The sequence below is a fragment of the Microbacterium sp. Leaf159 genome (assembly GCF_001423615.1).
Lineage (GTDB): Bacteria > Actinomycetota > Actinomycetes > Actinomycetales > Microbacteriaceae > Microbacterium.
This window is the reverse complement of record NZ_LMOU01000001.1, coordinates 1,781,125-1,807,759: the sequence shown is the minus strand read 5'-3', so window position 1 is coordinate 1,807,759 and position 26,635 is coordinate 1,781,125. Positions and strand designations below refer to the sequence as shown.

18 protein-coding genes and 1 tRNA gene are annotated in these 26,635 nt (G+C 67.8%); 9 read left to right on the top strand and 10 right to left on the bottom strand.

Translation table 11 applies throughout. From position 1 onward, the window contains the following. Positions 1–16 precede the first annotated feature (16 nt). From ASF80_RS08520 to ASF80_RS08490, 7 genes are all read right to left on the bottom strand, one after another. Positions 17–1,414 carry a rhamnulokinase gene (locus ASF80_RS08520; RefSeq protein ID WP_056309836.1) on the bottom strand — a complete coding sequence of 466 codons (1,398 nt, stop codon included), beginning with the start codon at positions 1,412–1,414 and terminating at the stop codon, positions 17–19. Continuing rightward, positions 1,411–3,447, bottom strand: a complete 2,037-nt coding sequence (locus tag ASF80_RS08515; RefSeq protein ID WP_056309834.1) for a bifunctional rhamnulose-1-phosphate aldolase/short-chain dehydrogenase — start codon at positions 3,445–3,447, stop codon at positions 1,411–1,413. The genes ASF80_RS08520 and ASF80_RS08515 overlap by 4 nt, the downstream gene beginning before the upstream one ends. Next, the gene (locus ASF80_RS08510) at positions 3,444–4,298 is read right to left on the bottom strand and encodes an alpha/beta hydrolase (RefSeq protein ID WP_056309833.1); all 855 of its coding nucleotides are present in this window, start codon (positions 4,296–4,298) and stop codon (positions 3,444–3,446) included. The genes ASF80_RS08515 and ASF80_RS08510 overlap by 4 nt, the downstream gene beginning before the upstream one ends. Before the next feature lie 87 nt (positions 4,299–4,385). After that, entirely contained in the window at positions 4,386–5,552 is a 1,167-nt protein-coding gene (gene rhaI / locus ASF80_RS08505) for an L-rhamnose isomerase (RefSeq protein WP_056309831.1), read from the bottom strand. Further along, a complete protein-coding gene (locus ASF80_RS08500) occupies positions 5,549–5,956 on the bottom strand; it encodes an L-rhamnose mutarotase (RefSeq protein ID WP_056309828.1) in 408 nt (135 codons plus the stop codon). Before ASF80_RS08500 ends, rhaI begins: the two co-directional genes overlap by 4 nt. Before the next feature lie 111 nt (positions 5,957–6,067). Beyond that, positions 6,068–12,355 (bottom strand): fibronectin type III domain-containing protein, encoded by a 6,288-nt coding sequence (locus tag ASF80_RS19545; RefSeq protein ID WP_056309825.1) that lies wholly within the window; start codon positions 12,353–12,355, stop codon positions 6,068–6,070. A 273-nt stretch (positions 12,356–12,628) separates the two neighbouring features. Beyond that, positions 12,629–13,594 carry a serine hydrolase domain-containing protein gene (locus ASF80_RS08490; RefSeq protein ID WP_056309823.1) on the bottom strand — a complete coding sequence of 322 codons (966 nt, stop codon included), beginning with the start codon at positions 13,592–13,594 and terminating at the stop codon, positions 12,629–12,631. Positions 13,595–13,662: 68 nt separating this feature from the next. Between ASF80_RS08490 and ASF80_RS08485 the strand changes: the two genes are divergently transcribed. The 9 genes from ASF80_RS08485 to ASF80_RS08445 all read left to right on the top strand — a co-directional run bounded on the left by ASF80_RS08485 (position 13,663) and on the right by ASF80_RS08445 (position 22,998). Next, complete coding sequence (locus ASF80_RS08485; protein ID WP_056309821.1) at positions 13,663–15,438, top strand: ABC transporter ATP-binding protein; 1,776 nt, start codon at positions 13,663–13,665, stop codon at positions 15,436–15,438. Positions 15,439–15,496: 58 nt separating this feature from the next. Beyond that, positions 15,497–16,588, top strand: a complete 1,092-nt coding sequence (locus tag ASF80_RS08480; RefSeq protein WP_056309818.1) for a Gfo/Idh/MocA family protein — start codon at positions 15,497–15,499, stop codon at positions 16,586–16,588. Next, the gene (locus ASF80_RS08475; RefSeq protein ID WP_056309815.1) at positions 16,585–17,511 is read left to right on the top strand and encodes a hypothetical protein; all 927 of its coding nucleotides are present in this window, start codon (positions 16,585–16,587) and stop codon (positions 17,509–17,511) included. Before ASF80_RS08480 ends, ASF80_RS08475 begins: the two co-directional genes overlap by 4 nt. 163 nt (positions 17,512–17,674) lie before the next feature. Beyond that, on the top strand, positions 17,675–18,970 hold the full coding sequence (locus ASF80_RS08470) for an ABC transporter substrate-binding protein (RefSeq protein WP_056309813.1): 1,296 nt from the start codon (positions 17,675–17,677) through the stop codon (positions 18,968–18,970). A 67-nt stretch (positions 18,971–19,037) separates the two neighbouring features. Continuing rightward, positions 19,038–20,039: a carbohydrate ABC transporter permease gene (locus tag ASF80_RS08465; RefSeq protein ID WP_056309811.1), complete on the top strand. Its 1,002-nt coding sequence runs from the start codon at positions 19,038–19,040 to the stop codon at positions 20,037–20,039. Then, positions 20,036–20,977, top strand: a complete 942-nt coding sequence (locus ASF80_RS08460; RefSeq protein ID WP_056309808.1) for a carbohydrate ABC transporter permease — start codon at positions 20,036–20,038, stop codon at positions 20,975–20,977. The genes ASF80_RS08465 and ASF80_RS08460 overlap by 4 nt, the downstream gene beginning before the upstream one ends. A 2-nt stretch (positions 20,978–20,979) precedes the next feature. Beyond that, on the top strand, positions 20,980–21,657 hold the full coding sequence (locus ASF80_RS08455; RefSeq protein WP_056309806.1) for a hypothetical protein: 678 nt from the start codon (positions 20,980–20,982) through the stop codon (positions 21,655–21,657). Between the two features lie 43 nt (positions 21,658–21,700). Further along, positions 21,701–22,702 carry a LacI family DNA-binding transcriptional regulator gene (locus ASF80_RS08450; RefSeq protein ID WP_056309803.1) on the top strand — a complete coding sequence of 334 codons (1,002 nt, stop codon included), beginning with the start codon at positions 21,701–21,703 and terminating at the stop codon, positions 22,700–22,702. Between the two features lie 206 nt (positions 22,703–22,908). After that, a tRNA-Ser gene (locus tag ASF80_RS08445) sits at positions 22,909–22,998 on the top strand. A gap of 546 nt (positions 22,999–23,544) precedes the next feature. Here ASF80_RS08445 and ASF80_RS08440 read toward each other — a convergent pair. Genes ASF80_RS08440 through ASF80_RS08430 form a run of 3 tightly spaced genes read right to left on the bottom strand, consistent with a single transcriptional unit; the run spans position 23,545 to position 26,605 of the window. Next, positions 23,545–24,372, bottom strand: a complete 828-nt coding sequence (locus ASF80_RS08440; protein ID WP_056309800.1) for a carbohydrate ABC transporter permease — start codon at positions 24,370–24,372, stop codon at positions 23,545–23,547. After that, entirely contained in the window at positions 24,369–25,295 is a 927-nt protein-coding gene (locus ASF80_RS08435; protein WP_082488238.1) for a carbohydrate ABC transporter permease, read from the bottom strand. Before ASF80_RS08435 ends, ASF80_RS08440 begins: the two co-directional genes overlap by 4 nt. A 56-nt stretch (positions 25,296–25,351) precedes the next feature. Further along, complete coding sequence (locus tag ASF80_RS08430; RefSeq protein WP_056309798.1) at positions 25,352–26,605, bottom strand: ABC transporter substrate-binding protein; 1,254 nt, start codon at positions 26,603–26,605, stop codon at positions 25,352–25,354. Positions 26,606–26,635 lie beyond the last annotated feature (30 nt).

The following is a 26,635-nucleotide window of genomic DNA, read 5'->3' as shown; positions in this document are numbered from 1 at the left end:
GACGGGTGTGAGCGGATCAGCGTGGGTCGAAGCGCTCCGGTTCGTGCGTGGCGGCGACCAGCGAGCGCAGCTCCTCGAGAGAGGCCGGGGCGGCACCGAGGGCGCGCGCCTGCACGAGCACGTTGCCGAGTGCCGTCGCCTCGACAGGGCCGGCCAGCACCGGAAGACCGGTGCGATCGGCCGTCGCCTGGCACAGCAGGCGGTTCAACGAACCGCCACCCACCAGATGGATGCCGTCGAGCTCGCGTCCCGACAGATCGGATGCCGCCTGCACCGCATCCGCGAATGCCGTGGCGATCGACTCGACGATCGAGCGGGCGAAGGCGGGTCGCGTCGAGGGCGCCTCTGAGCCGAGAAGCGCCGCGATGCGCGCGGGCATGTCTCCCGGGGCGCTGAGCGAGGAGTCGTTCGCGTCGAACAGCGGCACATCGCCCGTGACCGCGGATGCCGCAGCGAGCAGCGCGGGCAGGTCGATCGACGATCCGTCCTGCGCCTCCCACACGCGCACGGTCTCGCTCAGCAGCCAGAGCCCCGTCACGTTGTGCAGGAAGCGGTAGCGCCGGTCGACGCCGAGCTCGTGCGTGAAGTTCGCCTCGCGTGCAGCATCCGTCAGCACCGGCTCGGCCAGCTCGACGCCGACCAGACCCCACGTGCCGCACGAGATGTAGGCCGAGTGCGGCGTCGACAGAGGTGCGGCGACGACAGCGGATGCGGTGTCGTGCGAGCCGACCGCGATCACGGGCAGCTGCGTGCCGATGCGCTCAGAGAGCTCGGGTCGCAGAGTGCCGATCGTCTCGCCAGGGTCGACGAGCATCGGCAGGATGCTCGACGGGATGCCGAGGCGTTCGGCCAGCTCCGCGTCCCACTCGCCCGTCTCGACGCCCAAGAGACCCGTCGTCGAGGCGTTGGTCCGCTCGGCCACAGCTGTTCCGGTGAGCAGGAACGCGATGAGGTCGGGGATCAGCAGCGCGGTGTCGGCATCGGCGAGGCGGGCGTCGACGCGGTACTGGTACAGCGTGTTGAACGGCAGGAACTGCAGTCCGTTCCGCTGGTACAGCTCGGCGGAGGGCGCCTCGGCGTGCACCTCGGCGACGCCCCGCGCGGTGCGCTCGTCGCGATAGTGGAAAGGCTCGGCGAGAAGCGCGCCGTCTTTCAACAGGCCGTAGTCGACGGCCCACGAGTCGATCCCGATGCTCTCGATGCCGGGCTCGCGGCGCACGGCCTCGGCGAGCCCTGAGACGACGTGCTCGTACAGAGCGCCGAAGTCCCAGTGCAGGCCGTCCTCGCGCTCGACGGGCCCGTTCGGGAACCGCGAGACGAGTTCGAGATCGAGCCGGCCGTCGCCGATCCGACCGATCATGACGCGACCGCTGGTCGCCCCGAGGTCGACGGCGGCGACGGACCGCACCGTCATCGCAGGAACGCCGCGGCGACGCCGGAGTCGACCGGGATGTGCAGGCCCGTGGTGCGGCTGAGCTCGGGACCGGTGAGCACGTACACGGCATCCGCCACGTTCTCGGGAACGACCTCGCGCTTGAGGATCGTGCGGTTGGCGTAGAACTGACCGAGGTCCTCTTCGGCGACGCCGTAGGTGGCTGCGCGGTTCGCGCCCCAGCCCGAGGCGAAGATGCCCGAGCCGCGCACGACGCCGTCGGGGTTGATGCCGTTGACGCGGATGCCGAACTCGCCGAGCTCGACGGCGAGCAGTCGCACCTGGTGCGCCTGGTCGGCCTTCGTCGCCGAGTAGGCGATGTTGTTCGGTCCGGCGAAGACCGAGTTCTTCGACGAGATGTAGATGATGTCGCCGCCGAGCTTCTGATCGATCAGCACGCGTGCTGCGGCCTTCGACACGAGGAACGAGCCCTTGGCCATGACGTCGTGCTGCAGGTCCCAGTCCTTCTCGGTCGTCTCGAGCAGCGGCTTCGACAGCGAGAGGCCGGCGTTGTTGACCACGAGGTCGACGCCACCGAAAGCGAGCACGGCGTCGTTCAGAGCGGCCTGGATGGCATCCGCGTCGGCGACGTTCGCAGCGACGCCGATCGCGACGTCGGTGTTCCCGAGCTCGGCCGCGGCGGCCTGGGCCTTCTCGAGGTCGAGGTCGGCGATGACGACGCAGGCGCCCTCGGCCGCGAGACGGGTGGCGATGGCCTTGCCGATGCCGCTGGCGGCTCCGGTCACGAAGGCGATGCGGCCCTGGTGCGACTTCGGCTTCGGCATGCGCTGCAGCTTGGCCTCTTCAAGCGCCCAGTACTCGATGTTGAACTTCTCGGCGTCCGAGATGGGGGAGTACGTCGACAGCGACTCGGCGCCGCGCATCACGTTGATCGCGTTGACGTAGAACTCGCCGGCGACGCGGGCTGTCTGCTTGTTCGCGCCGTACGAGAACATCCCGATTCCGGGGACGAGCACGATCAGGGGGTCGGCGCCGCGGATCGCGGGCGACTCGCTCGTCGCGTGCGCGTCGTAGTAGGCCTGGTAGTCGGCGCGGTACTCGGTGTGCAGCTCGTGCAGGCGGGCGATCTGCTCGTCGGCCGATGCCGTGACGGGCAGGTCGAGGATCAGCGGCTTGACCTTGGTGCGCAGGAAGTGATCGGGGCAGCTCGTGCCGAGAGCTGCGAGCTCGGGGGCGCGGTCAGACGCCAGGAAGTCGAGCACGACGTCGGAGTCGGTGAAGTGACCGACCATCGGCTTGTCGGTCGAGGCGATGCCGCGGATGGTGCCGGCGAGGGCGGCAGCGCGCTCGCGGCGCTCACCCTCGGGCAGTGCCTCGAAGCCCGAGCGGACTCCGCCGAACGGGTCGGCCTTGCCGTTCGCCTCGATGTAGGCAGCTGCGGTGTCGATGATCCACAGCGAGTGGGCTTCGGCCTCCTCCGACGTGTCGCCCCAAGCGGTGATGCCGTGGCCACCGAGGATCGTGCCGATCGCCTGCGGGTTCTGTGCCTTGATCGAGGCGATGTCGAGTCCGAGCTGGAAGCCGGGACGGCGCCAGGGCACCCACACGACCTTGTCGCCGAAGATCTTCGCGGTCAGCGCTTCGCCGTCCGCCGCGGTCGCGATCGCGATGCCCGAGTCGGGGTGCAGGTGGTCGACGTGTGCGGCGTCGACGAGGCCGTGCATCGCGGTGTCGATCGACGGGGCGGCGCCGCCCTTGCCGTGCAGGCAGTAATCGAACGCGGCGACCATCTCGTCTTCGCGGTCGAGACCCGGGTAGACGTCGACGAGCGCGCGCATGCGGTCGAGGCGCAGCACGGCGAGTCCCTGCTCCTTCAGCGTCCCCAGGTCGCCGCCCGAGCCCTTGACCCACATCAGCTCGACGGGCTGCCCCGTGACGGGGTCGGTCTCGGTGCCCTTCGCCGACGTGTTGCCGCCGGCGTAGTTGGTGTTCTTGGGGTCGGCGCCCAGGCGGTTCGACCGCTCGATGAGGGCGGCGGCGGTGGGGTTGGTCATGGCTGTTCCTTGTTCTCGGGAGAAGTGGCGAGGATGCGTGCGGCGAAGCGGTCGATGGATGCTGTCGCCGCCGCGTGTTCCGGACGGTTGAGGTGGCCGTGGCGGGTGCCAGGCTCGGTCGAGATGTCGAGGTCGACTCCGGCGGATCGCAGCGAGGCGCCGAAGGCCTCTCCGGAGACTCGCAGTTCGTCGACCTCGTCGTTGATCATGATCGTGGCGGGGAAGCGTGAGAGGTCGTCGACCGACGCAGTGCCGGGCACCGCATAGACATCGTGGTCCGCGAGGGAGCCGCCGAGGTAGTTCTCGTACATGACGCGCACGGGGTCGGGCCCGAACAGGTCGGCTTCCGGATCCGCGTCGAGTGCGGCGCGGAGGGCGGCATCCGGTGCGCTCTGAACCGCGTGCAGAGTCGGGTAGGCGAGAACTGCGAGGGCGGGGACGGGGCCTGCGCCATGGCTCAGACGCAGAGCTGCGCCGGTTGCCAGGTTGCCGCCGGCGCTCGCTCCGCCGATCGACCACGGGCCACGTGCGAGACCGGAGTCGACGGCCCAGCGGAACGCGGCCTCGAGCTCGTCGGACGCGACCGGATAGTGCACGCCGGCACGTTCCGGGGCACCGGCTGCCGCAGCCCAGGTGCGCGGGAACGGGGCGAGCGCATAGTCCACCGAGACCACGACGATGCCCCGGTCGGCGAAGCTCCGCGCCACCCAGTCGGCCTCGGGCATCTCCAGCTCGCCGGCGGCGAACCCTCCGCCGTGCGCCCAGACGAGTCCGGGTCCTGCAGGTTTCTCCGGCTCGTACACGCGCACGCGCAGCGGTCCGTGTGGTCCGTCGAGCACCTGGTCGCTCACAGCATCCGTCCTTCTGTCGGTGGGGCGTCGGGATGCGGGGATCGGCTCCCGCATCCCGACGGGTCTCATGGTGTCAGCGGTCGAGGGTCACGCGCCCCAGCCGGCCTGCACGCCGCCGACGCGCTCGGCGGCGATCTTCTGCTGGTAGCCCGACTCGGCGTAGGCCGCCATCGGGTCGGCGGCGAGTCCGCGCGACTCGCGCCACTCGGCGAGGGCCGGGCGCACGTCGGTGTAGAAGGCGTCCATGAAGACGGCGTTCGCGGCGAGAACGTCGCCGGACTTCTGTGCCGTGGCCAGGGCGTCGCGATCGACGATGAGCGCACGCGCCGTCATCTCCTGCACGTTGAGCACCGAGCGGATCTGGCCGGGGATCTTGTCCTCGACGTTGTGGCACTGGTCGAGCATGAACGCCACATCGGGGTTGTTGAGCCCGCCGCCGCGGACGACCTCGAACAGGATGCGGAACAGCTGGAACGGGTCGGCCGCGCCGACGATCAGGTCGTCGTCGGCGTAGAAGCGCGAGTTGAAGTCGAACGAGCCGAGCTTGCCGAGGCGCAGCAGCTGCATGACGATGAACTCGATGTTGGTGCCGGGAGCGTGGTGGCCCGTGTCGAGGCACACCATCGCCTTGTCGCCGAGAGACGAGACCTGAGCGTACGACGTACCCCAGTCGGGAACATCGGTGTGATAGAACGCCGGCTCGAAGAACTTGTACTCCAGCACCAGGCGCTGGTCATCGCCGAGGCGGGCGTAGATCTGCTGCAGCGACTCCTGCAGGCGGTCCTGGCGGCCGCGCAGGTCGGCCTGGCCCGGGTAGTTCGACCCCTCTGCGAGCCAGATCTTCAGGTCGCGGCTGCCCGTGGCATCCATCACGTCGATGCAGGCGAGGTGGTGGTCGATCGCCTTCTGGCGGATCGTGGGGTCTTCGTGGGTCAGGGCGCCGAACTTGTAGTCGTCGTCCTGGAACGTGTTGGAGTTGACCGTGCCGAGGGTCACGCCGAGGTCTTCGGCGTGCTTGCGCAGATCGGAGAACGAGTCGACGAGGTCCCACGGGATGTGCAGAGCGACCGAGGGAGCGAGCGCGGTGTACTTGTTGACCTGCGCGGCATCCGCGATCTTCTCCCACGGGTCGCGCGGGGTGCCCGGCGTGCCGAACACCTTGAAGCGGGTGCCGGAGTTGCCGAACGCCCAGCTGGGGAGCTCGATGCCCTGCTGCTCGAGAGCTGCGAGGTTGTCGGACGAGAGGATGCTCATGAGGCGCTGCCTTCGGTGTCGTTGCGGTTGTCGGTGTCGTTGTGATCGATGTCGGATGCTGCGGAGCCGCCGGCGTCGGCGAGCTGATCTTCGAGGTTGAAGACCTCGGTGAGCGTGGCGGCCGCCTGGTCTGGGCGACCGTCGAGCCCGATGAAGAAGCGGCCCATCTCGGCCTCCCAGCGGGCGGCGACGGGGGAGGCGGCGAGGTAGGCCTGCGCCGCGTCGTCGTCGTCGACCTCGTAGTAGCCGGTCAGTCGGCCGCCGTCTGCGAGGAACAGTGAATAGTTGCGGCGGCCGGCGGCCGCGATCTCAGCCAGCATCTCGGGCCACACGGGCGAGTGACGGGCGAGGTATTCGTCGAGCAGTTCAGGACGCACCTGCAACTGGAACGCGACGCGGGTCATGATGGATCTCTCTTCATCGAGGGGTTTTGAATCGTTTCATTCAATGTCTCAACACTAGCATGGCCGATCGCTCTGTCAAGCGACCGGCCATGTCTCGGATGGATCGCCGAATCACCTCACCGTCACGGTCACGCTCCTCGACGCGGTCGCGCCCGCAGTGTTCGAGAACTCGGCCACGTAGGCGTACGTGCCGGGTGCGCGACCGGTGATCGCCGTCTGCGCGCGCTGCGCCGAGGGGGAGGCGGCCACCAGGGCCTGGGTGTCGATCAGGACCCCGTTCTCGTAGAGCCGGTACTCGATGCCGTTGGTGCCCCACCAGAGGTCGGTGGTCACCGTGTAGCTCCCGTCGCGATCCCAGTTGTCGTGGCTGACGACGGGCACCCCGGGGGCGGCATCCTTGACCTTGACCGTGACGGATGTCGTCGAGGTCGTGCCCTTGGCATTGGTCAGCTCACCCGTGTACACGTACGTGCCGTCGGTGCGGCCGCTCACGGCGACCGTGGTGAGCTGGGCCTTGGGGGAGTCGGCATCGAGGAGCTTCGTCGCGATGAGCGTCCCGTTCTCGTAGAGCCGGAACACCGCGCCGTTCACGCCGTGCCAGAGGTTCATCGACACCGTGAACTCGCCGTCGTGCAGACCGGTGTCCCAGCCCGAGTCCGTCGACAGCGTGCCGCGGGCGGGTTTCGCCGTCGGACGCTCGTCGTCGTAGACCAGGATCTGAGCCTCCGCACGAGTGACCAGGCCGTCGTGGTTGACCGCGTTCGCCGTGACCGTGTGGGGTCCGACGAGGTCGGCCAGGTCGATCGTCTGGCCGGGTGCGACGGGTTCTCCGTCGAAGGTGACGTCGAGTGTCCGCACCCCCGACTCGGGATCGGCGGCCGTCACATCCACGGTGAAGGTGGACGTGCTGGCGAACAGGGTGCCGTCCGCAGGCATCCCCGACACCACGGGAGCCGTCTTGTCGACTGCCCCCGACGGGTCGCCGGTGACCGCGATGCGCGGAGCCGGCGGCTGCTCCATGTCGTCACCGAGGAAGAAGCTCGTCTGCGGCGGCTGGTTGTATCCGGTGTTCTGCCACGCGACCGAGAGTCGATACACGGGATCGTGCATCAGGGTCCGCAGACGCAGATCCGTCTCGTCGGTGGTCGAGTAGATCCGCAACTCGGTCGAGTCGTCGGAGCGCCAGGCGATCTCCTCGCGCCAGTCGCCGAAGAGGTCCGCCTGCAGGTTCGGCGTGCCCTTGGTGCTGTTGTTGGAGAGAGCGCCCGCAGCCTTCAGGATCACGTCGCTGGACTCTGTCTCCCAGTTCCACTTCGACACGGTCGGCACGCCCGTGGACGTGTCGGCGTTCCAGTCGTGGTCGACGATCTCCCGCAGCGGGTCTCCGTCGAACCAGGCGAGGAAGTTCGCCGCAGGGATGCTTTCACCGATGAGCTCACCGGTCGATGAGCGCAGCTGCCCGACGGGGGAGTTCCACGCCGCATCACCGCCGATCGCCCAGCCTTCGGCGCCTTCGTATCGGGGGTCGATGTCGGCGGAGGCGGCACGACCGGTGTCCTTGGCCGCGGGAATGGACCACAGGACCTCACCCGTGCGCGCGTCGCGCATCGTCGCACCGACGTTGCCCGAGGCGTTCATCTCCTCGTGTGCGGCGAACACCTCGAGTCCGGGGTTCGAGGGCACGAGGTCCGAGACGTGGATCGCGTCGCCGTGGCCGAGGCCGGTCGAGTACAGGAGTGTGCCGTCGTCGTCGACCGTGGCCGATCCGTAGACGATCTCGTCCTTCTGGTCGCCGTCGACGTCGGCGACCGACAGGTTGTGGTTGCCCATTCCGTAGAAGCCCTCGTTGCCCGGGTCGTTCGAGTCGAGCACCCAGCGCTGAGTGAGCGTGGTGCCGTCGAAGTCGTACGCCGCCATCACGGCCCGGGTGTAGTACCCGCGACTGAAGATCGCACTGGGGTGCTCGCCGTCGAGGTAGGCGGTCGCCGCCAGGAACCGGTCGACCCGGTTGCCGTAGGTGTCGCCCCACGAGCCGACATCGCCTCGGGCCGGCACGTAGTCCACGGTGTCGACCGCAGCCCCCGTCAGTCCGGTGAAGACGCTGAGGTACTCGGGGCCGGTCAGCACGTACCCCGTGCTGTTGCGGTGGTCGGCGCTGGCGTTGCCGATGGGCTGACCCACGCCGTCGATCGTGCCGTCAGCGGTCTTCATGACCACCTCGGCGCGGCCGTCGCCGTCGTAGTCGAACACCTGGAACTGCGTGTAGTGCGCGCCCGCCCGGATGTTCACCCCCAGATCGATGCGCCACAGGCGCGTGCCGTCGAGGCGGTAGGCGTCGAGGTACACGTTGCCCGTGTAACCCGACTGCGAGTTGTCCTTCGAGTTCGAGGGGTCCCACTTGACGAGGATCTCGTACTGCCCGTCGCCGTCGAGATCTCCGACGCTCGCATCGTTGGCGCGGTAGGAGTACGGCTGGCCGTCCTTCGTGTACGCGTCGGCAGGCTTGTCGAGAGGGATCGAGAGGTGGTCGCCGTCCTGCACTCCGAACTCGTCGGTCACCGTGAACTCGCGATCATCGAGGAGGCTGGTGACGAAGTACGTCGAGTCGCCCGCACCGTCGGCATCGAGGAGGTTGGTCGAGTCGGTGATCGGCTCGTCCGTGATGCGGGTGCCGTCACGGTAGACGTGGAAGGCGATCGCATCCGGGTCGGTGCCGAGCATGCGCCAGCTGACCAGGACTCCGTCGTCCGTCTGCACTGCTGCGGGCGCACGGTCGAGGTACTCGGCCTGCCGCTGCAGCACGGTGGCCGCCTCCGTGCTCAGCTGCGCGGAGTCGGGCCCCGCACCACCGGCATTCACCGCGACAGCGGTGTAGTGGTACGGGATCGTGGTCAGCACGGCGGTGTCGACGAAGCGGTTCGAGCTGGCGAAGCCGGCGAGTTCACCGCGCTCACCCTCGATCTCGGACCGGAAGACCATCGTGTACACGGCGGTGCTCGGCTGCGCCCACGAGATCTCCACCTCGCGCTTCTCGAGCCGGTCGACTGCCAGAGCGGTGGGTGCCGAGGGAGCGTCGACCGCCGGATCCACCAAGGACACGTCGACGGATGCCGAGGGCACCGACTCGAGTCCGGTCTGGTCGACCGCGGTGACGTGATAGGCGTAATCGAGCCCCAGGCGGGCGCCGGCATCGACGAACGAGGCCGTCGCCGTCTCGCCGACCAGGGTCGACGACTTCTCGAAGGCCGAGGTGCGGTACACCTTCCAGGTCATCCCCGGCTCGGCGCTCCAGGCGAGGGAGACGGTCGGCGCAGCAGGATCCGCGTCCACGTCCGTCACCTCGAGGCCGGCCGGGCCGAGCAGGATCGGAGTCACCTCGATGCCGTTCAGGCGTGTTCCTGCGGCGGCACCGTGCACCCGCACGGTGAGCTGACCGTCGGTGACGAGCACAGGGCCGCGGACAGACGCGTTCACGGATCCGGATCCGGCGTTGCCCGTTCCGAATGCCTTGCCTTCGATGTCGAAGTTGGTCCGGGTGGAGCCGATCCAATCGCCCGAGTAGGTCTTGACCGAGTACGTGCCGTTCGGCACGTCGAGGAGGAACTCGCTCGAGTCACCGGGGAGGACGAAGTCACGCTCGAGGTCGCTCGCACCACCCGCGTTCCCGCGGTCGCGTCCGGCGCTCGCTGCCAAAGGGGTCCCGAAGCCGAATCCGGCATCAGGCGTGTATCCGTCGTCGGGGTTCACCTCGGTGTAGCCCGGCATCACGACCCCGCCGGTGAGCTGGAAGTCGAACTTCCACTTCGCCTGCTTTGTCGAGAAGCTCACGGTGTTCGACGCGTCCGAGACGCCCCGGCCGTTCACCGCGAACACCCGGTAGCGGTATCCCGCGCCCTCGGCGAGGCCCTGCACGATGGCGCTCGTCTGCGTGGTCGTGGTCACCAGCGACCAGACCTGTTCCGGATCGGCAGTGGCCTGGCGTTCGATGCGGTAGATGTCTGCGCCCGAGGACGCGTTCCACTGCAGCACGGCGCCGGCATTCGAGATGGAGCCGGCGACGAGATTCGCGGGCGCGGACGGCACCGCGGCCGGCGGCTCGACGTCGACGACCTTCGCGGCGAGGGGATCGTCGAGGGCGGCGACGTCCTGGGCGATCAGACGAGCCATCTGGATCGCGCCGTAGTCCTGGAAATGCGTGTCGTCCTGGGTGCCGGACGGGCGCCCGGGGAAGATGCCCGGATCGACCCAGAGGAACACCGACTTCGCGGCCTCGGGGCCGATCTCGTCGAGGTAGGCACGGCTCGATGCCGACAGGTCGACGAGCGGGACTCCCTCCTCCTGCGCGAGCTCGATCATCTTCGCCACGTATTCGGGGAAGCTCACGTTGGCGGCGCCCGTCGTGGCGTCGAAGCTGCGGCGCGAGACGGGGGTGACGAGCACGGGGGTGGCGCCGCGCTGGCGGGCTCCCTGCACGTAGCTGCGCAGATACTCCTTGTAGTCGGCGGGAGACGCGTAGCGATCGTCGACGCCCTGAGTCGCGTCGTTGTGGCCGAACTGCACGAACAGATAGTCGCCGGGGCGGATCCCGCGGAGGATCTCGTCGAGACGGCCCTGCGTGATGAAGTTCTTCGAGGACCGTCCGCCGATCGCATGATTCGCGAACGCGACGTCATCGGCGAAGAAGCGGTCGATCATCTGCCCCCACCCGGCCTGCGGTGCGAACGTGTCGGTGTAGGTCTGGACGGTCGAGTCGCCGGCGAGGTACACCGTCGGCAGCGCTCCGGGCGAGCGGCTCGTCTGGCGCGTGATGGTGAGTGCGTCGAGTGCGGCCGCCGAGCCGCCGACCTGCAGGGTCAGACGACCATCGATGAGGGCGATCGGGAAGGCCATCTCGAGGTACTCCCCGGCGGGCTTCGCGGTCGTCTGCACCTTGGCGATGCCCTCCGCAGTGATCGCGATCTCGCTCGCGGCACTGCGGTCACCCGCGATGACGCTGACGATGTAGTCGCCTGCACCGAGCTGCACCTCGAAGGTGCCGCCCTGGGCTGCGACGTGGTCTCCGCGCAGCGGGTCGTCGCCGCCGCGATCGACATCGGGTTCTGCAGAGACCGGAGCCGTGCTGAAGCCGTATCCCCATTCGTCGGAGAACCCGACGGCCGAGGTGACGCCGACGGCGCCGTCGGCGAGGGCGCCGGGGCCGAAGTCGAAGACGATCCGGTCGCCGGCGGGCAGGGGAGCGGGCGCCGCGTAGACCGCGGATTCGACGGCGACGGATGCATCGGAGGTGCCTGCCGCGTTGCGCGCCGTCACCCGGTACGTCCACTTCTCGGACGTGTCGACGGTGTCGGTGAATGCAGGTGCGGACACGGTGGCGACGGGGGAGAAGAGTCCGTCGGCACCCGCGCGCTCGACGGCGTACTCGTCGGCGTTGGGCGTCGCGGTCCAGGTCAGCGCGACGGCATCCTTCGTCACCTGCGCGACCGCGAGTCCTTCAGGGGTCGCCGGCACGGCGAGCGCCGGGACGGCGCCGCTGCGCACCTCGGCGGTGCGGGCGGACACGAGCCCATAGGAGTTGACGGCCTCGACCACGTAGGCGAAGGTGTCGCCCTCGGCGACGGCGGTGTCGGAGAACGTCGTCGTCTCGATCTCGGCGATCCGGCTGAACTCGCCGACAGCGTCGCCATCGACGTCGGCTCGCAGCACGCGGTAGGCCGTGGCGCCATCGGAGGGCGTCCACGTCAGGTCGACCGTGTTCCAGGCGACCTTGGCGACAGCGAGGTCGGCGGGCACCGCAGGGAGCACCGGGGCGACGACGAGTCCGTTGACGTAGGCCCCGAGACCGCTCCCCGTGAAGCCCACGGTCAGCTGACCGTCTTCGACCTTCGTGCGGAACGTCTCGGTGGTCGAGCCGCCCTTGGGTGACAGCAGTCGCGTCTGCGCGACCCCCTCGAGCGTGAGCGTCGCGTTCGTGCTCGACGCCGTCGTCAGCGCATCGCCGATGGTCACGGTCACGTCGTACTCGCCGGCGGGGACGCTGTCGAGCAGGAAGCCCCAGGAGGTCCCCGCGACGAAGTCCTCGGCCACCGGATCCGCCGGAGTGCGGTTGCCGGTGCGGTCACGGGCGAACAGTGCGACGCCGTCGGGAACCGTCACTCCCCATCCCGATGCGGCCGTGTAGAGCGAGGTCGCGAGCACCGGCTCGTATCCCTCGGCGACCGGGCTCGTGGCCGTGCCGAAGTCGAAGCGCCAGGCGCCATCGGTGGTCGGTTCGAGCGCGGCCGCCGCCGGGACGGCGGTCATGGTCGCCCCGATCACGGCGGCGATCGTGGCGGCGGCGAACCCTGCGCGCAGGCGCGGGAACGGACGGGACTTTCGTGCAGAACGGGTGGAATGCTCCACGGTTCCTCCTTGGACATCACTGGCTAAGGGGTACGACTGAGAGACCCGCGTCGGTGCGGATATCAAAAGGGGGAGCCGAGGCGAAAGAGACCACTTCGTCTCGGCCGATTGATCGATCCGAATTGCCCGGAAAACGTATTCCCGAGGGTTGGCACCGATCCTTGCACGCGGTCGGAGGCGGTGGCAAGAACTTTCTTGAGACGTTTCAGGCGATGTCTCGAATATGAGCCCAGCGGCTCGCGCGGGGGCCGACCGTCGCGCGGGCGGGCCGCGCTAGAGCGCGCTCACCACCGCGTTGTCGAGCTCGTCGGCATCGACGCCGGGGCGGACGGCGGCGTTGGTGAGCAGCACCCAGGCGACCCCGGCACCGGGGTGGACCCAGAACTCGGTGCCGGCCCACCCGCCGTGGCCGAAGACGTCGCGGTCGACGAGTCCAGGGGCCCGAGAACGCAGATTGAACGTGAAGCCCCAGTCCTGACCGCGCTCGTCGGGGTACGGGTCGAGGCGGGGGATGTCTCCCGTGAGCGGGCGCCGCATCATCGCGAGTCCGGCAGGAGAGAGGATGCCGTCGCGGCCGCCCCGGTCGATGCGCAGCAGTTCGGTGCCCAGGTGCAGCAGGTCCTCGGCTCGGCCCAGCAGACCCGCACCCGGTGCCCGGCTGGCGTGGAATCGATCGAGGTCGAGTCCTCCCGCCGCAGCGTCAGGCACACCGACCGACTCCGCGGTGTCGAGGGTCAGGCCGATCGCGCCGATGCGATGGGCCCAGTCGAGAGTGCCGTGATCCCACGACGAGTCCGTCGCATGCTCGATCAGTGCCGCGATGCCCTCGAAGGCCAGCGTCGAATACCGCGAGGCGGTTCCGGCGGCGAAGTCGCGTCCTCTGGTGAGCAGTTCCTGGCGCAGCGGCAGCGCCGTGTCGAGCGCGGGCTCGGAGATCCCGGATGTGTGCGAGGCGAGGTGCCACAGGCGCACGACGTCATCGCGGGACGACCCGAAGTCGGGGAGGGCGTCGGTCAACGGAGTGTTCGGGGTGAGCAGGCCGCGCTCGATCGCCCTCGCCGCCGTGATGCCGGTGAGGACCTTCGTGATCGAGAACAGCGGATACACGGCATCCGTGGCGGCGCCGAAGCCCTCGAGGTCGACGATCCCGTCGGCCGTCGCCATGCCGAGCACGGCGGTGGGCAGTCGCTCCGCCTGCACGTGGCGGCGGGCCCAGTCGAACGCTGCGTCGAAGGTCATGTGTGTGCTCCCGGCCGATTCAGGTCGTCGCGCTTCCCTGGCGACGGCTCGGACTCTACGATAGGACCATGACACAGAAAGCGCTTTCCCATCCGGCTGCGCTCATCGACGGTCAGCACCCGACCCGTTCTGTGTTGCGTCTGGTCGCACGCCGCCCCTGGCGCCTCACGTTCGCGATCACGGCGTTCGCGGTGAAGGAGATCCCGCTGTGGTTCCTGCCGGTCATCACCGCGGCGATCATCGATGTCGTGGCGAGCAAGGGCGACGTCACCGAGGTGCTCTGGTGGTTCGCGCTCGCCGCCGTGCTTCTGGTTCAGAACTACCCCAACCACATCATCTACACACGCAACTTCATGACCGTGGTGCGCGACCTCGGCGCGGACCTGCGCAATGCGCTCACCGCGCGACTGCAGAGTCTCTCGATCGGGTACCACACACGCATGAGCTCGTCGATCGTGCAGACCAAGGTCGTGCGCGACGTCGAGAACGTCGAGCTGATGCTGCAGCAGGTCACGCATCCGCTCCTGTCATCGATGATGGTCATGCTCGGGGCGCTCGCCATGACGGCGGTCACCGTGCCGCAGTTCCTGCCGGTCTACGCCCTCGCGGTGCCCATCGCCATCGGCATCCGCTATGGCATGCGCAACCGCTCGCAGCGCCGTAACGAGGTGTTCCGTCGCGAGATCGAGACCCTGTCGGCGCGGGTGGGCGAGATGGCATCCCTGATCCCGGTGACCCGCGCGCACGGGCTCGAGGAGACGGCGATCACCCGGGTCGCGGGCGGGGCCGACGGCGTGCGCCGGGCGGGACTCGACCTCGATCTGCTGAACGGACGCGTCGCGTCGATCTCGTGGGTGGCCATGCAGCTGCTCGGCGTCGCCTGCCTCATGCTCGCCGCGGTGTGCGCGCTCACCGGATTCCTGCCGATCACGCCCGGTGAGGTCGTGATGCTCTCGAGCTACTTCACGCTGCTGACCGGTGGGCTGACCCAGCTGCTCATGCTCATCCCCGTCGGTGCGCGCGGCCTGGAGTCGGTGCGTTCCATCGCGGAGGTGCTGCAGGAGCCCGACGTCGAGCAGAACTCGGGCAAGCGCACGGTCTCGGCCGTCGCCGGTGAGATCGTGCTCGACTCCGCGACGCATCGGTACGCGGATGCCGAGGAGGACGCCCTGTTCGAGATCGATCTGCGCATCGCGCCGGGCGAGACCGTCGCGTTCGTGGGGTCGTCGGGGTCGGGCAAATCGACGCTCCTCAACCTGGTGCTCGGCTTCGTCAGACCCACCAGCGGCCGTATCAGGCTCGACGGGCAGGACATGCAGGAGCTGGACCTGCGGACGGTCCGTCGCTCCATCTCGGTCGTGCCGCAGGAATCGGTGCTGTTCGAGGGGTCGGTGTTCGACAACATCGCCTACGGCATGCCCGACGTCACGCCGGACCGCGTCGAACAGGCGCTGCGCGATGCCAACGCGTGGGAGTTCGTGAGCGAGCAGCCCCACGGCTGGGACACGGTGGTCGGCGAGCGGGGTGCGCGCCTGTCGGGTGGCCAGCGTCAGCGACTGGCGATCGCCCGTGCGCTCGTGCGCGACCCGCGCATCCTGCTGCTCGATGAGGCCACCAGTGCCCTCGATCCCGAATCCGAAGGCCTCGTGAAAGAGGCTCTCGAACGACTCATGCGCGGCCGAACCACCCTGGTCGTCGCGCACCGGCTGTCGACTGTTCGGCAGGCCGATCGCATCGTCGTGCTCGAGCACGGCCGCATCGTCGAGCAGGGCTCCCACGACGAGCTGCTCGCGGCCGACGGGCGATACGCTCGGCTGCACCTGGTGCAGAACGGCATGAGATGACGCGATCTGAGATGACGCGATCTGAGACGACACCGACTCACCGTCCTGAGGAGGACCGATGACTTCCGAGAAGACCCTTCGAGCTGCCCTGGTGGGCACCGGCTCCGTGGCGAACTCCCACGCCCGCGCCGTCGCCGCGTATCCGCGCGCAGAACTCGTCGCCGTCGCCGACCTCAGCCTCGAGAAGGCCGAGGAGTTCGCCGGCAGATACGACATCGCCGCCGCCTACTCCGACCTCGACGAGATGCTCGCGGCCGAGCATCCGGACGTGGTGCTCATCTGCACCCCGCCGGGTCCGCACCGCACGCAGTCGCTGGCCGCCTTCGCCGCGGGCGCGCACGTGATCGTCGAGAAGCCGCCGGCACCGTCCCTCGACGAGCTCGACGACATGCGCGCGGGTGCACTCGCGACCGACAGGCAGCTGGCGGTGGTGTTCCAGCAGCGCACAGGCACGGCGGCAGCGCACGTGCGCGGACTTCTGCAGAGCGGAGCGCTCGGTCGCCCGCTCGTCGCGGTGTGCCAGACGCTGTGGTTCCGTGACGCCGACTACTTCGCGGTGCCGTGGCGCGGCAAGTGGGAGACGGAGGGCGGCGGCACGACCCTCGGCCACGGCATCCATCAGATCGATCTGCTCGCTCACCTGCTGGGTGACTGGTCGTCGGTGCAGGGGCGCCTCTGGAGGCTCGATCGCGAGACCGAGACCGAAGACGTGTCGACCGCGACGATCGTCTTCGAGCAGGGTGTCGTCGCGCAGCTGATCACGAGCGCGGTGTCGCCGCGAGAGGCGAGCTCGATCCGCATCGACACGCAGAGGGCCACGATCACGGTCGACCACGTCTACGGACACGGGCACGAGAATTGGCGGATCACCCCGGCGCCCGGCTTCGAGGCCGAGGCGGACTCGTGGGCGTTCCCCGATGTCGAGGAGCGCAGCGACCACGAGCCGCTGCTGCGCGACGTGTTCGACGCGCTGCTCGACGGCGAGCCTTTGCCGGCGACTGCGGATGCTCCCGCGCGGTCGCTCGAGATCGTCGCGGGGATCTACGCCTCGGCGGCATCCGACGGCGCGGTGATCACGCCCGAGGTGCTCGCCGCACACCCGACGCATCGTGCCGGTTTCGCGAGTCCGGTGACCGACCTCCGCCGATGATCGAGCTCTACCGCGACCCGGTCTACGACGGCGCCACGGATCCGCGGGTCGTGATCGATGCCGACGGCCTGTGGTGGATGTTCTACACGCAGCGCCGGGCGAGCCTCGAGGACGCGGGTCCCGGCGTCTCATGGATCCACGGCAGCCGCATCGGCGTCGCCACCTCGCGCGACGGCGTCGAGTGGACCTACGACGGCACGCTCGAGCCCGCGGCTTCCGACCTCGTCCTGGAGTCGGGCCCGCCGCCCGCCGAGGTCGACCGCACGCACTGGGCGCCCGAGGTCGTCTGGGACGGCGCGCAGTGGCGCATGTACCTGACCGAGATCGACGGTATACCCGACCGCTGGCCCGGATTCGTGCGCGAGATCGTCGAGTACGTCTCAGGTGACCTCCGTCGCTGGGAGAGACGCGGACCGCTGGCGTTGAGCAGTGATCGGGTCATCGACGCGGCGGTCGCGCGCACCCCCGACGGCCTCTGGCGGATCTGGTACAAGGACGAGGCGGCGGACTCGGTCACGATGGTCGCGTCATCCGCCGACCTCGCGGAGTGGCGTCTCGACGGCATCGCGATCGGCGGACGCCCCCATGAGGGGCCGACGGTCTTCGTCCTCGGGGGATTCTGGTGGATGATCGTCGACGAGTGGCGGGGGATGGGCGTGTATCGCTCAGACGACGGCGTCCGGTGGACCAGGCAGGGCGGTGAGGATGCCGTCATCCTCGCCGATGCTCCCGGGGGAGGCCACGGCAATCACGGCGCGCATGTGCGCCACGGCGACGAGCTGTGGTTCTACTTCTTCGCCACCGCGGAGGCGGCGCCGGTGCACGCCGCCACGGGCGAGCAGAGACGAGCCGCGGTATATCGGTTGGGTCTCGAGGTCGAGGCTGGGAACCTGGTCGTGAAAGACTGGAAGATCCCGCGGTAATCGATGTAATCCGGCCGCGAAATTGCCGGTTGCGAAACGTTTCAATCTGGATTAGCGTGCAGGTAAGCGTTTTCCCCGCACCATGGGAATCGTTACCCGCACCACATGGACACAGGCGTTCCGCGGCTCAGCCGAACGAGGACGTTCACCAGAGAGGACAACGATGTTCAGCAAGAAGCGTCTGGCGGCCGCAGCGGCCGTCGCCACCAGCGCAGCGCTGGTACTCGCCGGCTGCGCCGGCGGCGGCAGCCCCGAGGGCGGGGCCACCTACGACCCTGACGAGAAGGTCACGCTCGACCTCGCGTTCTGGGGCAACGACGTCCGCGCCGACCTGTACAACCAGGCGATCGAGGCGTTCAACGAGGAGTACCCGAACATCACGGTGAACGCGACCTTCCTCGGATTCCCGGAGTTCTGGGAGAAGCGTCAGACCGAGGCGGCCGGTGGCGGACTCCCCGACGTGATGCAGTTCGACTACTCGTACCTGCGTCAGTACTCCGAGAACGGCCTGCTGCTCGACCTCGAGCCCTACCTCGGATCCGTCATCGAGACAGACCCGCTGCCTGAGAACATCCTCGGCATCGGCGTCGTCGACGACACCACCTACGGCATCGCGACCTCCACCAACGCGTGGGGCATGTTCACGAACCCCGCTCTTCTCGAGACCGCGGGCGTCGAGCAGTTCGCCGGCGGCGACTGGGATGACTACGACGAGTGGATCGGCGAGGTCACCGACGCCAGTGGCGGAGCGTTCTGGGGCGGGTCCGACTGGACCGGCCGCATCCAGAACTTCGAGATCCAGCTGCGCAGCGAAGGCAAGAACCTGTTCGACGAGGACGGCACCCCCGGCTTCGACGAGGACCGCCTGAAGGAGTTCTGGGAGTCCGGCGATGACATCCGCGATGGAGCCGTCGTTCCTCAGCAGACCGTCGAAGAGCTCAACCCGCTGAGCGCCTTCGACGCGGCCAAGAACGCCAGCGAGCTGACGTGGGACAACTTCGGTGCCGGCTACCTCGCCAACCTCGGTGAGAACTACACCGAGCTCGGCCTCGTGGCTCCTCCCGTCACCAAGGACGGCGCGAAGGACCTCTACCTGAAGCCGTCGATGCTGCACACGATCTCGGCCAAGACGGAGCACCCGGAGGCGGCGGCGACGCTCGTCAACTTCCTGGTGAACTCGCCCGAGTCCGGTGAGATCTTCGGCACGAACCGTGGCCTCCCGGCATCCGAGACCGCTCTCGAGGCGGCCGACCTCGACCCGATGAGCCAGCTCGTCAAGGATTACGAGGAGTCCATCTCCGACCGCCTCGGCGACGCTCCGCCCGTGCCGATCGTCGGCTACGGCACCCTCGAGGAGAAGTTCCGGACGCTGGGCACCGAGCTGAACTTCGGCACGACGACGGTCGACGAGGCCGTGGAGCAGTTCTTCTCCGAGATGGACGTCGTCCTCAACCAGTGATTCCGTCGGTGGGTCGGGCGACGTCCGCCCGACCCACCGTACCCCATCCACTTCGGAAGGAGCTGTCATGAGCACGACGGCGACCAGGACGATCGTCACGGGCAAGAAGTCCGGGCGAGGGCGGGCGCTGCGCAGCGGCCGCCGTCCCGAGAACGAACTCGCACGGCCCGGACAGCGCGCACGACTGCGTCGCGAGACCGCGACAGGCTATGCGTTCCTCACCCCATGGCTGATCGGCTTCTTCGGGCTGACCGGAGTGCCGATGGTGTACTCCCTCTACCTGTCCTTCACGAAGTACAACATCTTCCAGCCGCCCAAGTGGATCGGCCTGGACAACTACGTCCGCCTGTTCACGAACGACCCGAACTTCATCCAGTCGGCGCAGATCACTCTGGTCTACGTGTTCATCGGCACCCCGATCACCCTGGCCGCGGCGCTGGCCGTCGCGATGCTGCTGAACTACCGCGACAAGGGGGCGGGCTTCTTCCGCTCGGCGTTCTACGCTCCGTCGCTCATCGGCGGCTCGGTGTCCGTCGCGATCGTGTGGCGTGCGATGTTCTCCTCCGACGGTCCGGTCGACAGCGGTCTGCAGATCTTCGGGATCAACCTCGGGGGATGGATCGGAAACCCGGGCCTCGTGCTCCCGATGATGATCCTGCTCGCCGTGTGGCAGTTCGGTGCCACGATGGTGATCTTCCTCGCGGGTCTCAAGCAGATCCCCAAGGAGCTGTACGAGGCGGCCGAGATGGACGGCGCGAACGCGTACCGCCGGTTCCGCGCGGTGACCATCCCCATGCTCTCGCCGGTGATGTTCTTCAACCTGCTGCTCGGTCTGATCGGTGCGTTCCAGGTGTTCGCCTCGGCCTACATCATCTCGAACGGCACCGGCGGCCCCGCCGGCATGACGAACTTCATCACCGTGTACCTGTACAAGCGCGGATTCTCCGACGGACAGATGGGCTACGCCGCGGCGATCGCCTGGGTGCTCCTCGTCGTCGTCGCGATCATCGCCTTCATCCTCTTCCGCACGCAGAGGTCGTGGGTGCACTACTCGGGAGACGACAAATGAGTACCTCCAACCAGGCCACCACGTCCGGTGCCGCGTCGACCCCGGTCTTCGCCGCGCAGCAGACGACGCCCGCCGGCCCGCCTGCCCCTCGTCGCAGGATCAAGCGCAAGACCTGGCAGACCGTCATCTGGTTCATCGGTCTGATCGTGCTCACCGCGGTCGTGCTGTATCCGCTGCTGTGGCTGTTCCTGTCGACGTTCAAGCCGAACTCCGAGTTCGGTCAGAACCCGGGACTGTTCCCGCAGGCACCGACCATCGAGAACTACGGCAAGGTCATGGAGGGCATCGCCGGAGTGCCGATGTGGCGCTTCTTCCTGAACTCGCTGATCCTCGCGGTCTCCGCGGTCGTCGGCACCGTGCTCTCGTCTGCTCTCGCCGCGTATGCGTTCGCCCGGGTGCAGTTCAAGGGACTCGGGGTGCTGTTCGCGGCGATGATCGGCACGCTGCTGCTGCCGTTCCACGTCGTGATCATCCCGCAGTACATCATCTTCAACCAGCTCGGCTGGGTCGACACGTTCATCCCGCTGATCCTGCCGAAGTTCCTCGCCACCGAGGCGTTCTTCGTCTTCCTGCTCGTGCAGTTCATCCGTCAGATGCCGCGCGACATGGACGAGGCCGCGAAGATCGACGGTGCGGGCCACATGCGGATCTTCTGGTCGATCATCCTGCCGCTCATCAAGCCGGCGCTGATCACCTGCGCGATCTTCTCGTTCATCTGGGCGTGGAACGACTTCCTCGGGCCTCTCCTCTACCTGACCAGCCCCGAGAACTACCCGCTGCCCATCGCGCTGCGTCTCTACAACGACCAGACCTCGTCGTCCGACTACGGCGCCACGGTCACTGCCTCGTTCGTCGCGCTGCTGCCGGTGCTGCTGTTCTTCGTGGTCTTCCAGAGGTTCCTCGTCGACGGCGTGGCCACACAGGGGCTGAAGGGATAGCGATGTCGGTCATCCGCGAAGACCGTCGGGCCCATCGGGCCGCGAAGCGTGAGGCGAGCTCGGGTGCCGGCCCCACGGTCGGTGGGGTCGAGCCGGGAGTCAACCCCGGCGCGACGGCGAAGTTCGGGCTGTTCGGCGAGGTGCTGACGGTCGGGCTGCTCATGACGATCATCGCCCTCGGCGTCGTCACTCTGCCGATCGCGCTGGCCGCCGGCATCCGTCATCTGCGACGCTTCGTCGCGGCCGAGGACTCGCGTACCGCGCTGTTCTGGGAGGACGTGCGCGCCGGCATCCTGCCGTCGCTCGCCGTCGGTGTGCCGGCTGCGCTGATCGCGACCGTGCTGACGATCGACGTGGTGCTCGCAGGGTCGGGTGCTCTGCCCGGTGGCGAGGCCATCGCGGTCGTCGGCTGGGCGGGACTGCTCGCTCTCGCCGTCGCCGTGCTCCTCGCCGCAGGAGCCTGGTCGCCTTCCCTCGGGTGGAAGGACGCCGTGCGTGCGGTGCCCGGAGCGATCAGGGCGGATGCTGCCGGTGCCGCCTACATCGCGGCCGCGGCCGTCTTCACCGGTGTCGTGACCTGGGCGCTCGCGCCCCTCTTCATCGCCGGAATCGGCTGCGCGGCGCTCGCCGTCGTCGCCGTGCCGGGGCGTCGTCGGCGCCGGGAGAGCGGCGAGGAATGAGAAGGTAGTCGTTGGCGCACGCGCGGACGGACGGAGGCACGCCATGGCTGTAGGGGTGAAGGACGTCGCTGCTGCGGCCGGCGTCTCGGTCGGCACCGTCTCGAACGTGCTCAATCAGCCGGAACGCGTGTCCGCCAAGACGGTCGAACGCGTGCAGCGCGTCATCCAGGAGCTGGGCTTCGTGCGCAACGACGCGGCCAGGCAGCTGCGGGCAGGACGCAGCCGCAGCATCGGTCTCGTGGTGCCCGACATCGGCAACCCGTTCTTCGCCGAGGTCGTGCGCGGGGCAGAAGACAGAGCAGCGGATGCCGGCATGACCGTGCTGCTCGGCAACAGCGACGAGCGCGACGAGCGCCAGGTCGCTCATCTCGAACTCTTCCAGGAGCAGCGCGTCAACGGCGTGCTGCTGACGCCTGCCTCCGACGACCTCTCGGCCGTGCACCGCTTCGCCGCGGGTGGCATGCCGGTGATCCTCGTCGACCGTGAGGTGGAGGAGGGCCTTCTTCCGTCGGTGTCGGTCGACGACGTCGAGGGTGGCCGGCTCGCTGCAGAGCACCTGCTCTCGGCCGGACGACGCCGACTCGCGTTCGTCGGTGGGCCGCAGTCGGTGCATCAGGTCGCCGATCGTCTTCGGGGGGTGCAGGCGGCGGTCGCAGCCCACCCCGACGTCACTCTCGAGATCTTCGAGCAGTCTGCGCTCACCGTGCTGCAGGGCAGGGCTGCGGGCGAGGCCATCGCGGCGCGTGCCCCGGAATCGCGCCCGGATGCGGTCTTCGCCGCGAACGACCTGCTCGCCGTCGGCCTGCTGCAGGCCTTCAGCTTCGGATCCGCGATCCGCGTGCCCCAGGACATCGCGATGGTCGGGTACGACGACATCGACTTCGCTTCGGCCACTGTCGTGCCGCTGAGCTCGGTGCGCCAGCCCGCCAGGCTGCTCGGCTGGACAGGTGTCGACCTGCTGCTGAAGGAGCTCGACGGCGTCGAACACGATCGTCGCGTGCGATTCCAGCCCGAGCTCGTCGTGCGGGAGTCGAGCGCCGGCTGACCGACCGTCGGTGGGTGGCACGCTCGGAACCCGTGCCGTGTGCAGGACCGGGGCACGGATGCGGGAGCATCCGTCGGTTTTCGTCCTGCAGACGTGCTTTCGTCCTGCAGGCGGCCCGGCCGAAGTCGCCTGAGTCCCGATTCGTGACTGTCCCCTGAACCCGTTATGCTTGCAAGGTGCATCCGGTCTTCACGGAGCGGATGCCTGGAGACGTCGCATAGTCCGGCCGAGTGCACNCACCCTGCTAAGGTGGAGTCCCCTCACGGGGACCAGGGGTTCAAATCCCCTCGTCTCCGCAGAATGAGATCCCTGCCTCGGCAGGGATCTCATTGCATGGAGCCGGTGATCAATCGAACGTGAGGGCAGCGTCTCGGCGACAGGTGTCGCCCGATCGGGGGACGGGTTTCGCGAACTCCCCGAGCCGCCCTGTTCGCTGCCCCTCGCAACGTCGCGGACGCTCCTCGGGACTCGAACTGTGGAGGCGGTCCCGCTCATAGCCAACGGCGGGCCGATGCAACAACTCCGCGCGCTTGCCACGGGCAAGTACCAGCCGCCGAGGCCCGTTCGCCTGCGTCTAGAAGACGTCGTTGGAGAAGTCGCCGGCGTTGCGATCGCCGGAGTGACCCCGCGCCCCTGCGTAGGTCACGACCGCGTCATTGTCGCTGAACGTCGTGGTGACGGTGAAGCAGATCCACTCGTGACACGGAGGGCGTGCCTCATCCGCGCCACTCCAGCTCCATTCAATATATGGTGACTGCCAGACCAGGAGCGAGCTGGGTCCTCAGCCTCGAGACCGTGACGCACAAGTGCTCTCGTGCGACGGAACCGCGAGCCCGACGTCTTCACTTCTCGGCGCCGGCGACCATGCCCGAGATGAATTGTCGTTGCAGGAAGAGGTAGGCGATAAGGACGGGCGCGACGGCGAGCAGCGAGGCAGCCGCGGCCGCGCCGAAGTTGGACCCCGTGGCGGAGAAGAAGGTGCTGATAGAGGGGGCGATCATGCGCGTGTCCGGCTTGGTGAGTATGTAGTTCGACAGGGCGAACTCGTTCCACACTCCCACGGAGGTGAGGATGATGACCGTGGCGGTGACCGGCTTCAGCATCGGTACGACGATCTGCCACAGGACTTGCAGTTGGGAGGCTCCGTCGACGCGTGCGGCCTCTTCGACCGAGACGGGCAACGAGCGCATGAAGGCGGCGTACAAGAAGATCGCCAGTGGGAGGCCGTTCGCCACCATCACGATAGTGAGTCCCCAGTGGGTGTTGAGCGCTCCGATGCCGCGGAGAAGGGTGTAGAGCGGCACCAGCGTGGACAGCGGCGGAATCATCATGAGTCCCACGATCGCCAGTAGTAGTGTGCGGTTGCCGATCGTCGTTCGGCGGGCCAGGGGATAGGCGGCGGCCGCAGCGATGACACAGGTGAGAAGCGTGCTCACGACGGTGATGAGTGCCGTGTTCACGATCGCGGTGATCACGTTTCCATCTTCGATGGCGGTCTGGAAGTTCTCCCATGCGATCTCACCCTGTGGGAGCAGCCATGATGAACTGCGGTCTGTTCGGGGCTTGAGGGCGGTCGTGACGGTGACGTAGAAGGGCAGGAGCTGCAGGATCATCGCTGCTCCGACGAAGATCCAGATGGCGGCCTTGGCAATCGGTCGTGTGTCGTTCACGAGTCCACCCGCTTTCGGTTGAGTGCGTTGTTGAGCACGATGGTCAGCACCACGATGATGAGGAACAGTACAACGCCCATTGCGGAGGCATAGCCTGCAGCCTGGTTGTCGAAGTACGTCTTGCCGATGAGTGATGAGACGGAGTGCGTCGCGTAACCCGGGCCGCCGCCGGTCATCACCGTGATGACGTCGAAGAGCTTGAGTCCGCCGATGAGGTTGAGGATGACGCTCGTGGCGAATGCCGGTTGCAGCAGCGGGACGGTGATCGAGCGGAATCGTTGCCATGGGCCGGCGCCGTCGATGGCTGCGGCTTCGTAGTATTCCTGAGGGACGGCCTGCAGACCGGCGAGGTAGATGACCATCGAGATACCGACGTACTGCAGAGAGTTCACCGCGACGATGACAGCGATTCCCAGGCCCGCATCGCTGAGCCACGGCACAGGCGACCCTCCGACCGCCGCGGCGATGTCATTGAGCGCGCCCCCGTTGTAGCGGAACAACTGGTAGTACATGGTGCCCATGACGATCGGTGACACGAGCACCGGGAGATAGATGATCGTGCGGGCGAGCCCCCTGCCGCGGAAGGCTCGGTTCAATGCCAGGGCGAGCCCGAGACCGATCACCTGCTGGATCACAGTTGAGCCGATGCCGTAGACGAACGTGTTGAGCAGTGCCGTTCGGAAGTTCACGTCGGTCAGCAACCGGATGTAGTTGTCCAGTCCCACGGCGTCGCGACCCGCGCTGTATCCGTCCCAGTCCGTGAACGAGATCTGGACGCCGGAGATCAGAGGGTAGACGGAGAATATGGCGAACAGCAGAATCGCCGGGAGGTAGAGGGTGTTGATGCCGGCGCCGCGGGGGCGACGAGAACGGATGCGAGGGAGGGACTTCGTTCCCGCCAGCGGTAGCGCATTGATGGCCATGAGTGCTCCTCTTGGTCGCAGGTGAGGGGCGCGACCGATGTGCGCCCCTCACCGGATCACTTGGACTGGCTGAACAGGCTGTCGAAATCGGACGCCATCTGCGATGTCGCCGCTGAGGGATTCTGCTGGCCGGTGATGACGGCATCCGTCGTGGTGACCATCGTGTCCCACATGCCGTTGGGCAGGTACACGCGATCGAAGTAGGGCACCAGCGGGACCTCGCCCGAGGCTGCGTACTCGTTGTAGGAGTCGGCGAGGGGGCCGGCGAGCTTCACGTCGGCCGTCACCAAACCAGGTGCATTCCCCGCGGCCGCGGCAAGACTGGCGATGCGGTCAGGCTCGGACAGGAAGTTGAGGAACTTCAGGGACTCTTCGAGGTGCTCGCCGCCGCGGGCCGTACCGAACGCGACCATCTCGCCGCCGATGAGGAAGGGGTCTCCGCCCTCGAGCGCTGGCACCGGGATGTACCCGATATTCGCGTCGGGGTTGTAGTCGAGCGCAGCGGTGATGCGGCTGTTCTGGCCGAACTCGAAAGCGCCCTGTCCGTCGGCGAGAGCGCGAGCCATGTCATCGCCCGTCGCCGACGAGTAGTCGTCGTTGAACAAGTCGGCTGCGCGCCAATCGTCGACGAGGGTGAGCATCTCTTCGTACGGCTCGTTGACCCAGGTTCCCTCACCGAGGTCCTGGAGCGAGGCCTCGTCGTAGTAAGCGCTGGCCATCCAATCGACGACGTTCCCCTGGAACTCGTCCTTGCCACCGACAACGATCGGCGCGATCCCGGTTGCCGCGATCTTCTCAGCGACTTCGGTGAAGCCGGACCAGGTCGTCAGATCGGAAGCGCTCGCGCCGACGCTCTCCAGGACGTCGTAGTTGACGACGAGACCAGCGACATCGGTGACGATGGGCAACGCATAGATCTCATCGTCCTCCCCACGCATCGCATCGTTCAGCGCCGGGTTGACGTCGGCGTTCCATGCTTGCGCCTTCAACGGCTCGAGGAACGGGGAATAGCGCAGCAGCGACCAGCCGTGGGTACCCATGATGTCGGGAACGTCGTCAGCGGCCAGCCGCACCTTCATGTCTGCTTCATAGCTGCTCGTCTGCGGGATGACATCGATAGCGATCTCGGGGTTCTCTTTCGTGAAGGCCTCAGCGGCAGCCTCGAGTTCGGCGAAAACCGGCGAATCAGCGCCGGTGGCCGTCTGAAACTCGAGCGTGGTGGTGGCGCTGGAGCCGCTGCCTGCGCAGCCGGTCACGGCAACAGCCAGGACTACGACCGTCGCTGCGGCCAGGGGAATCGGTGACTTCATCGTCTATCGCCTTCGTGTAGGGCGGACTCT

What these genes read in the sequence shown, in the direction of transcription:
- ASF80_RS08520 (WP_056309836.1), bottom strand. Translation starts at nt 1,414, where the DNA reads ATGACGGTGCGGTCCGTCGCCGCCGTCGACCTCGGGGCGACCAGCGGT.
- ASF80_RS08515 (WP_056309834.1), bottom strand. Translation starts at nt 3,447, where the DNA reads ATGACCAACCCCACCGCCGCCGCCCTCATCGAGCGGTCGAACCGCCTG.
- rhaI (WP_056309831.1), bottom strand. Translation starts at nt 5,552, where the DNA reads ATGAGCATCCTCTCGTCCGACAACCTCGCAGCTCTCGAGCAGCAGGGC.
- ASF80_RS08500 (WP_056309828.1), bottom strand. Translation starts at nt 5,956, where the DNA reads ATGACCCGCGTCGCGTTCCAGTTGCAGGTGCGTCCTGAACTGCTCGAC.
- ASF80_RS08490 (WP_056309823.1), bottom strand. Translation starts at nt 13,594, where the DNA reads ATGACCTTCGACGCAGCGTTCGACTGGGCCCGCCGCCACGTGCAGGCG.
- ASF80_RS08485 (WP_056309821.1), top strand. Translation starts at nt 13,663, where the DNA reads ATGACACAGAAAGCGCTTTCCCATCCGGCTGCGCTCATCGACGGTCAG.
- ASF80_RS08480 (WP_056309818.1), top strand. Translation starts at nt 15,497, where the DNA reads ATGACTTCCGAGAAGACCCTTCGAGCTGCCCTGGTGGGCACCGGCTCC.
- ASF80_RS08475 (WP_056309815.1), top strand. Translation starts at nt 16,585, where the DNA reads ATGATCGAGCTCTACCGCGACCCGGTCTACGACGGCGCCACGGATCCG.
- ASF80_RS08470 (WP_056309813.1), top strand. Translation starts at nt 17,675, where the DNA reads ATGTTCAGCAAGAAGCGTCTGGCGGCCGCAGCGGCCGTCGCCACCAGC.
- ASF80_RS08465 (WP_056309811.1), top strand. Translation starts at nt 19,038, where the DNA reads ATGAGCACGACGGCGACCAGGACGATCGTCACGGGCAAGAAGTCCGGG.
- ASF80_RS08460 (WP_056309808.1), top strand. Translation starts at nt 20,036, where the DNA reads ATGAGTACCTCCAACCAGGCCACCACGTCCGGTGCCGCGTCGACCCCG.
- ASF80_RS08455 (WP_056309806.1), top strand. Translation starts at nt 20,980, where the DNA reads ATGTCGGTCATCCGCGAAGACCGTCGGGCCCATCGGGCCGCGAAGCGT.
- ASF80_RS08450 (WP_056309803.1), top strand. Translation starts at nt 21,701, where the DNA reads ATGGCTGTAGGGGTGAAGGACGTCGCTGCTGCGGCCGGCGTCTCGGTC.
- ASF80_RS08435 (WP_082488238.1), bottom strand. Translation starts at nt 25,295, where the DNA reads ATGGCCATCAATGCGCTACCGCTGGCGGGAACGAAGTCCCTCCCTCGC.
- ASF80_RS08430 (WP_056309798.1), bottom strand. Translation starts at nt 26,605, where the DNA reads ATGAAGTCACCGATTCCCCTGGCCGCAGCGACGGTCGTAGTCCTGGCT.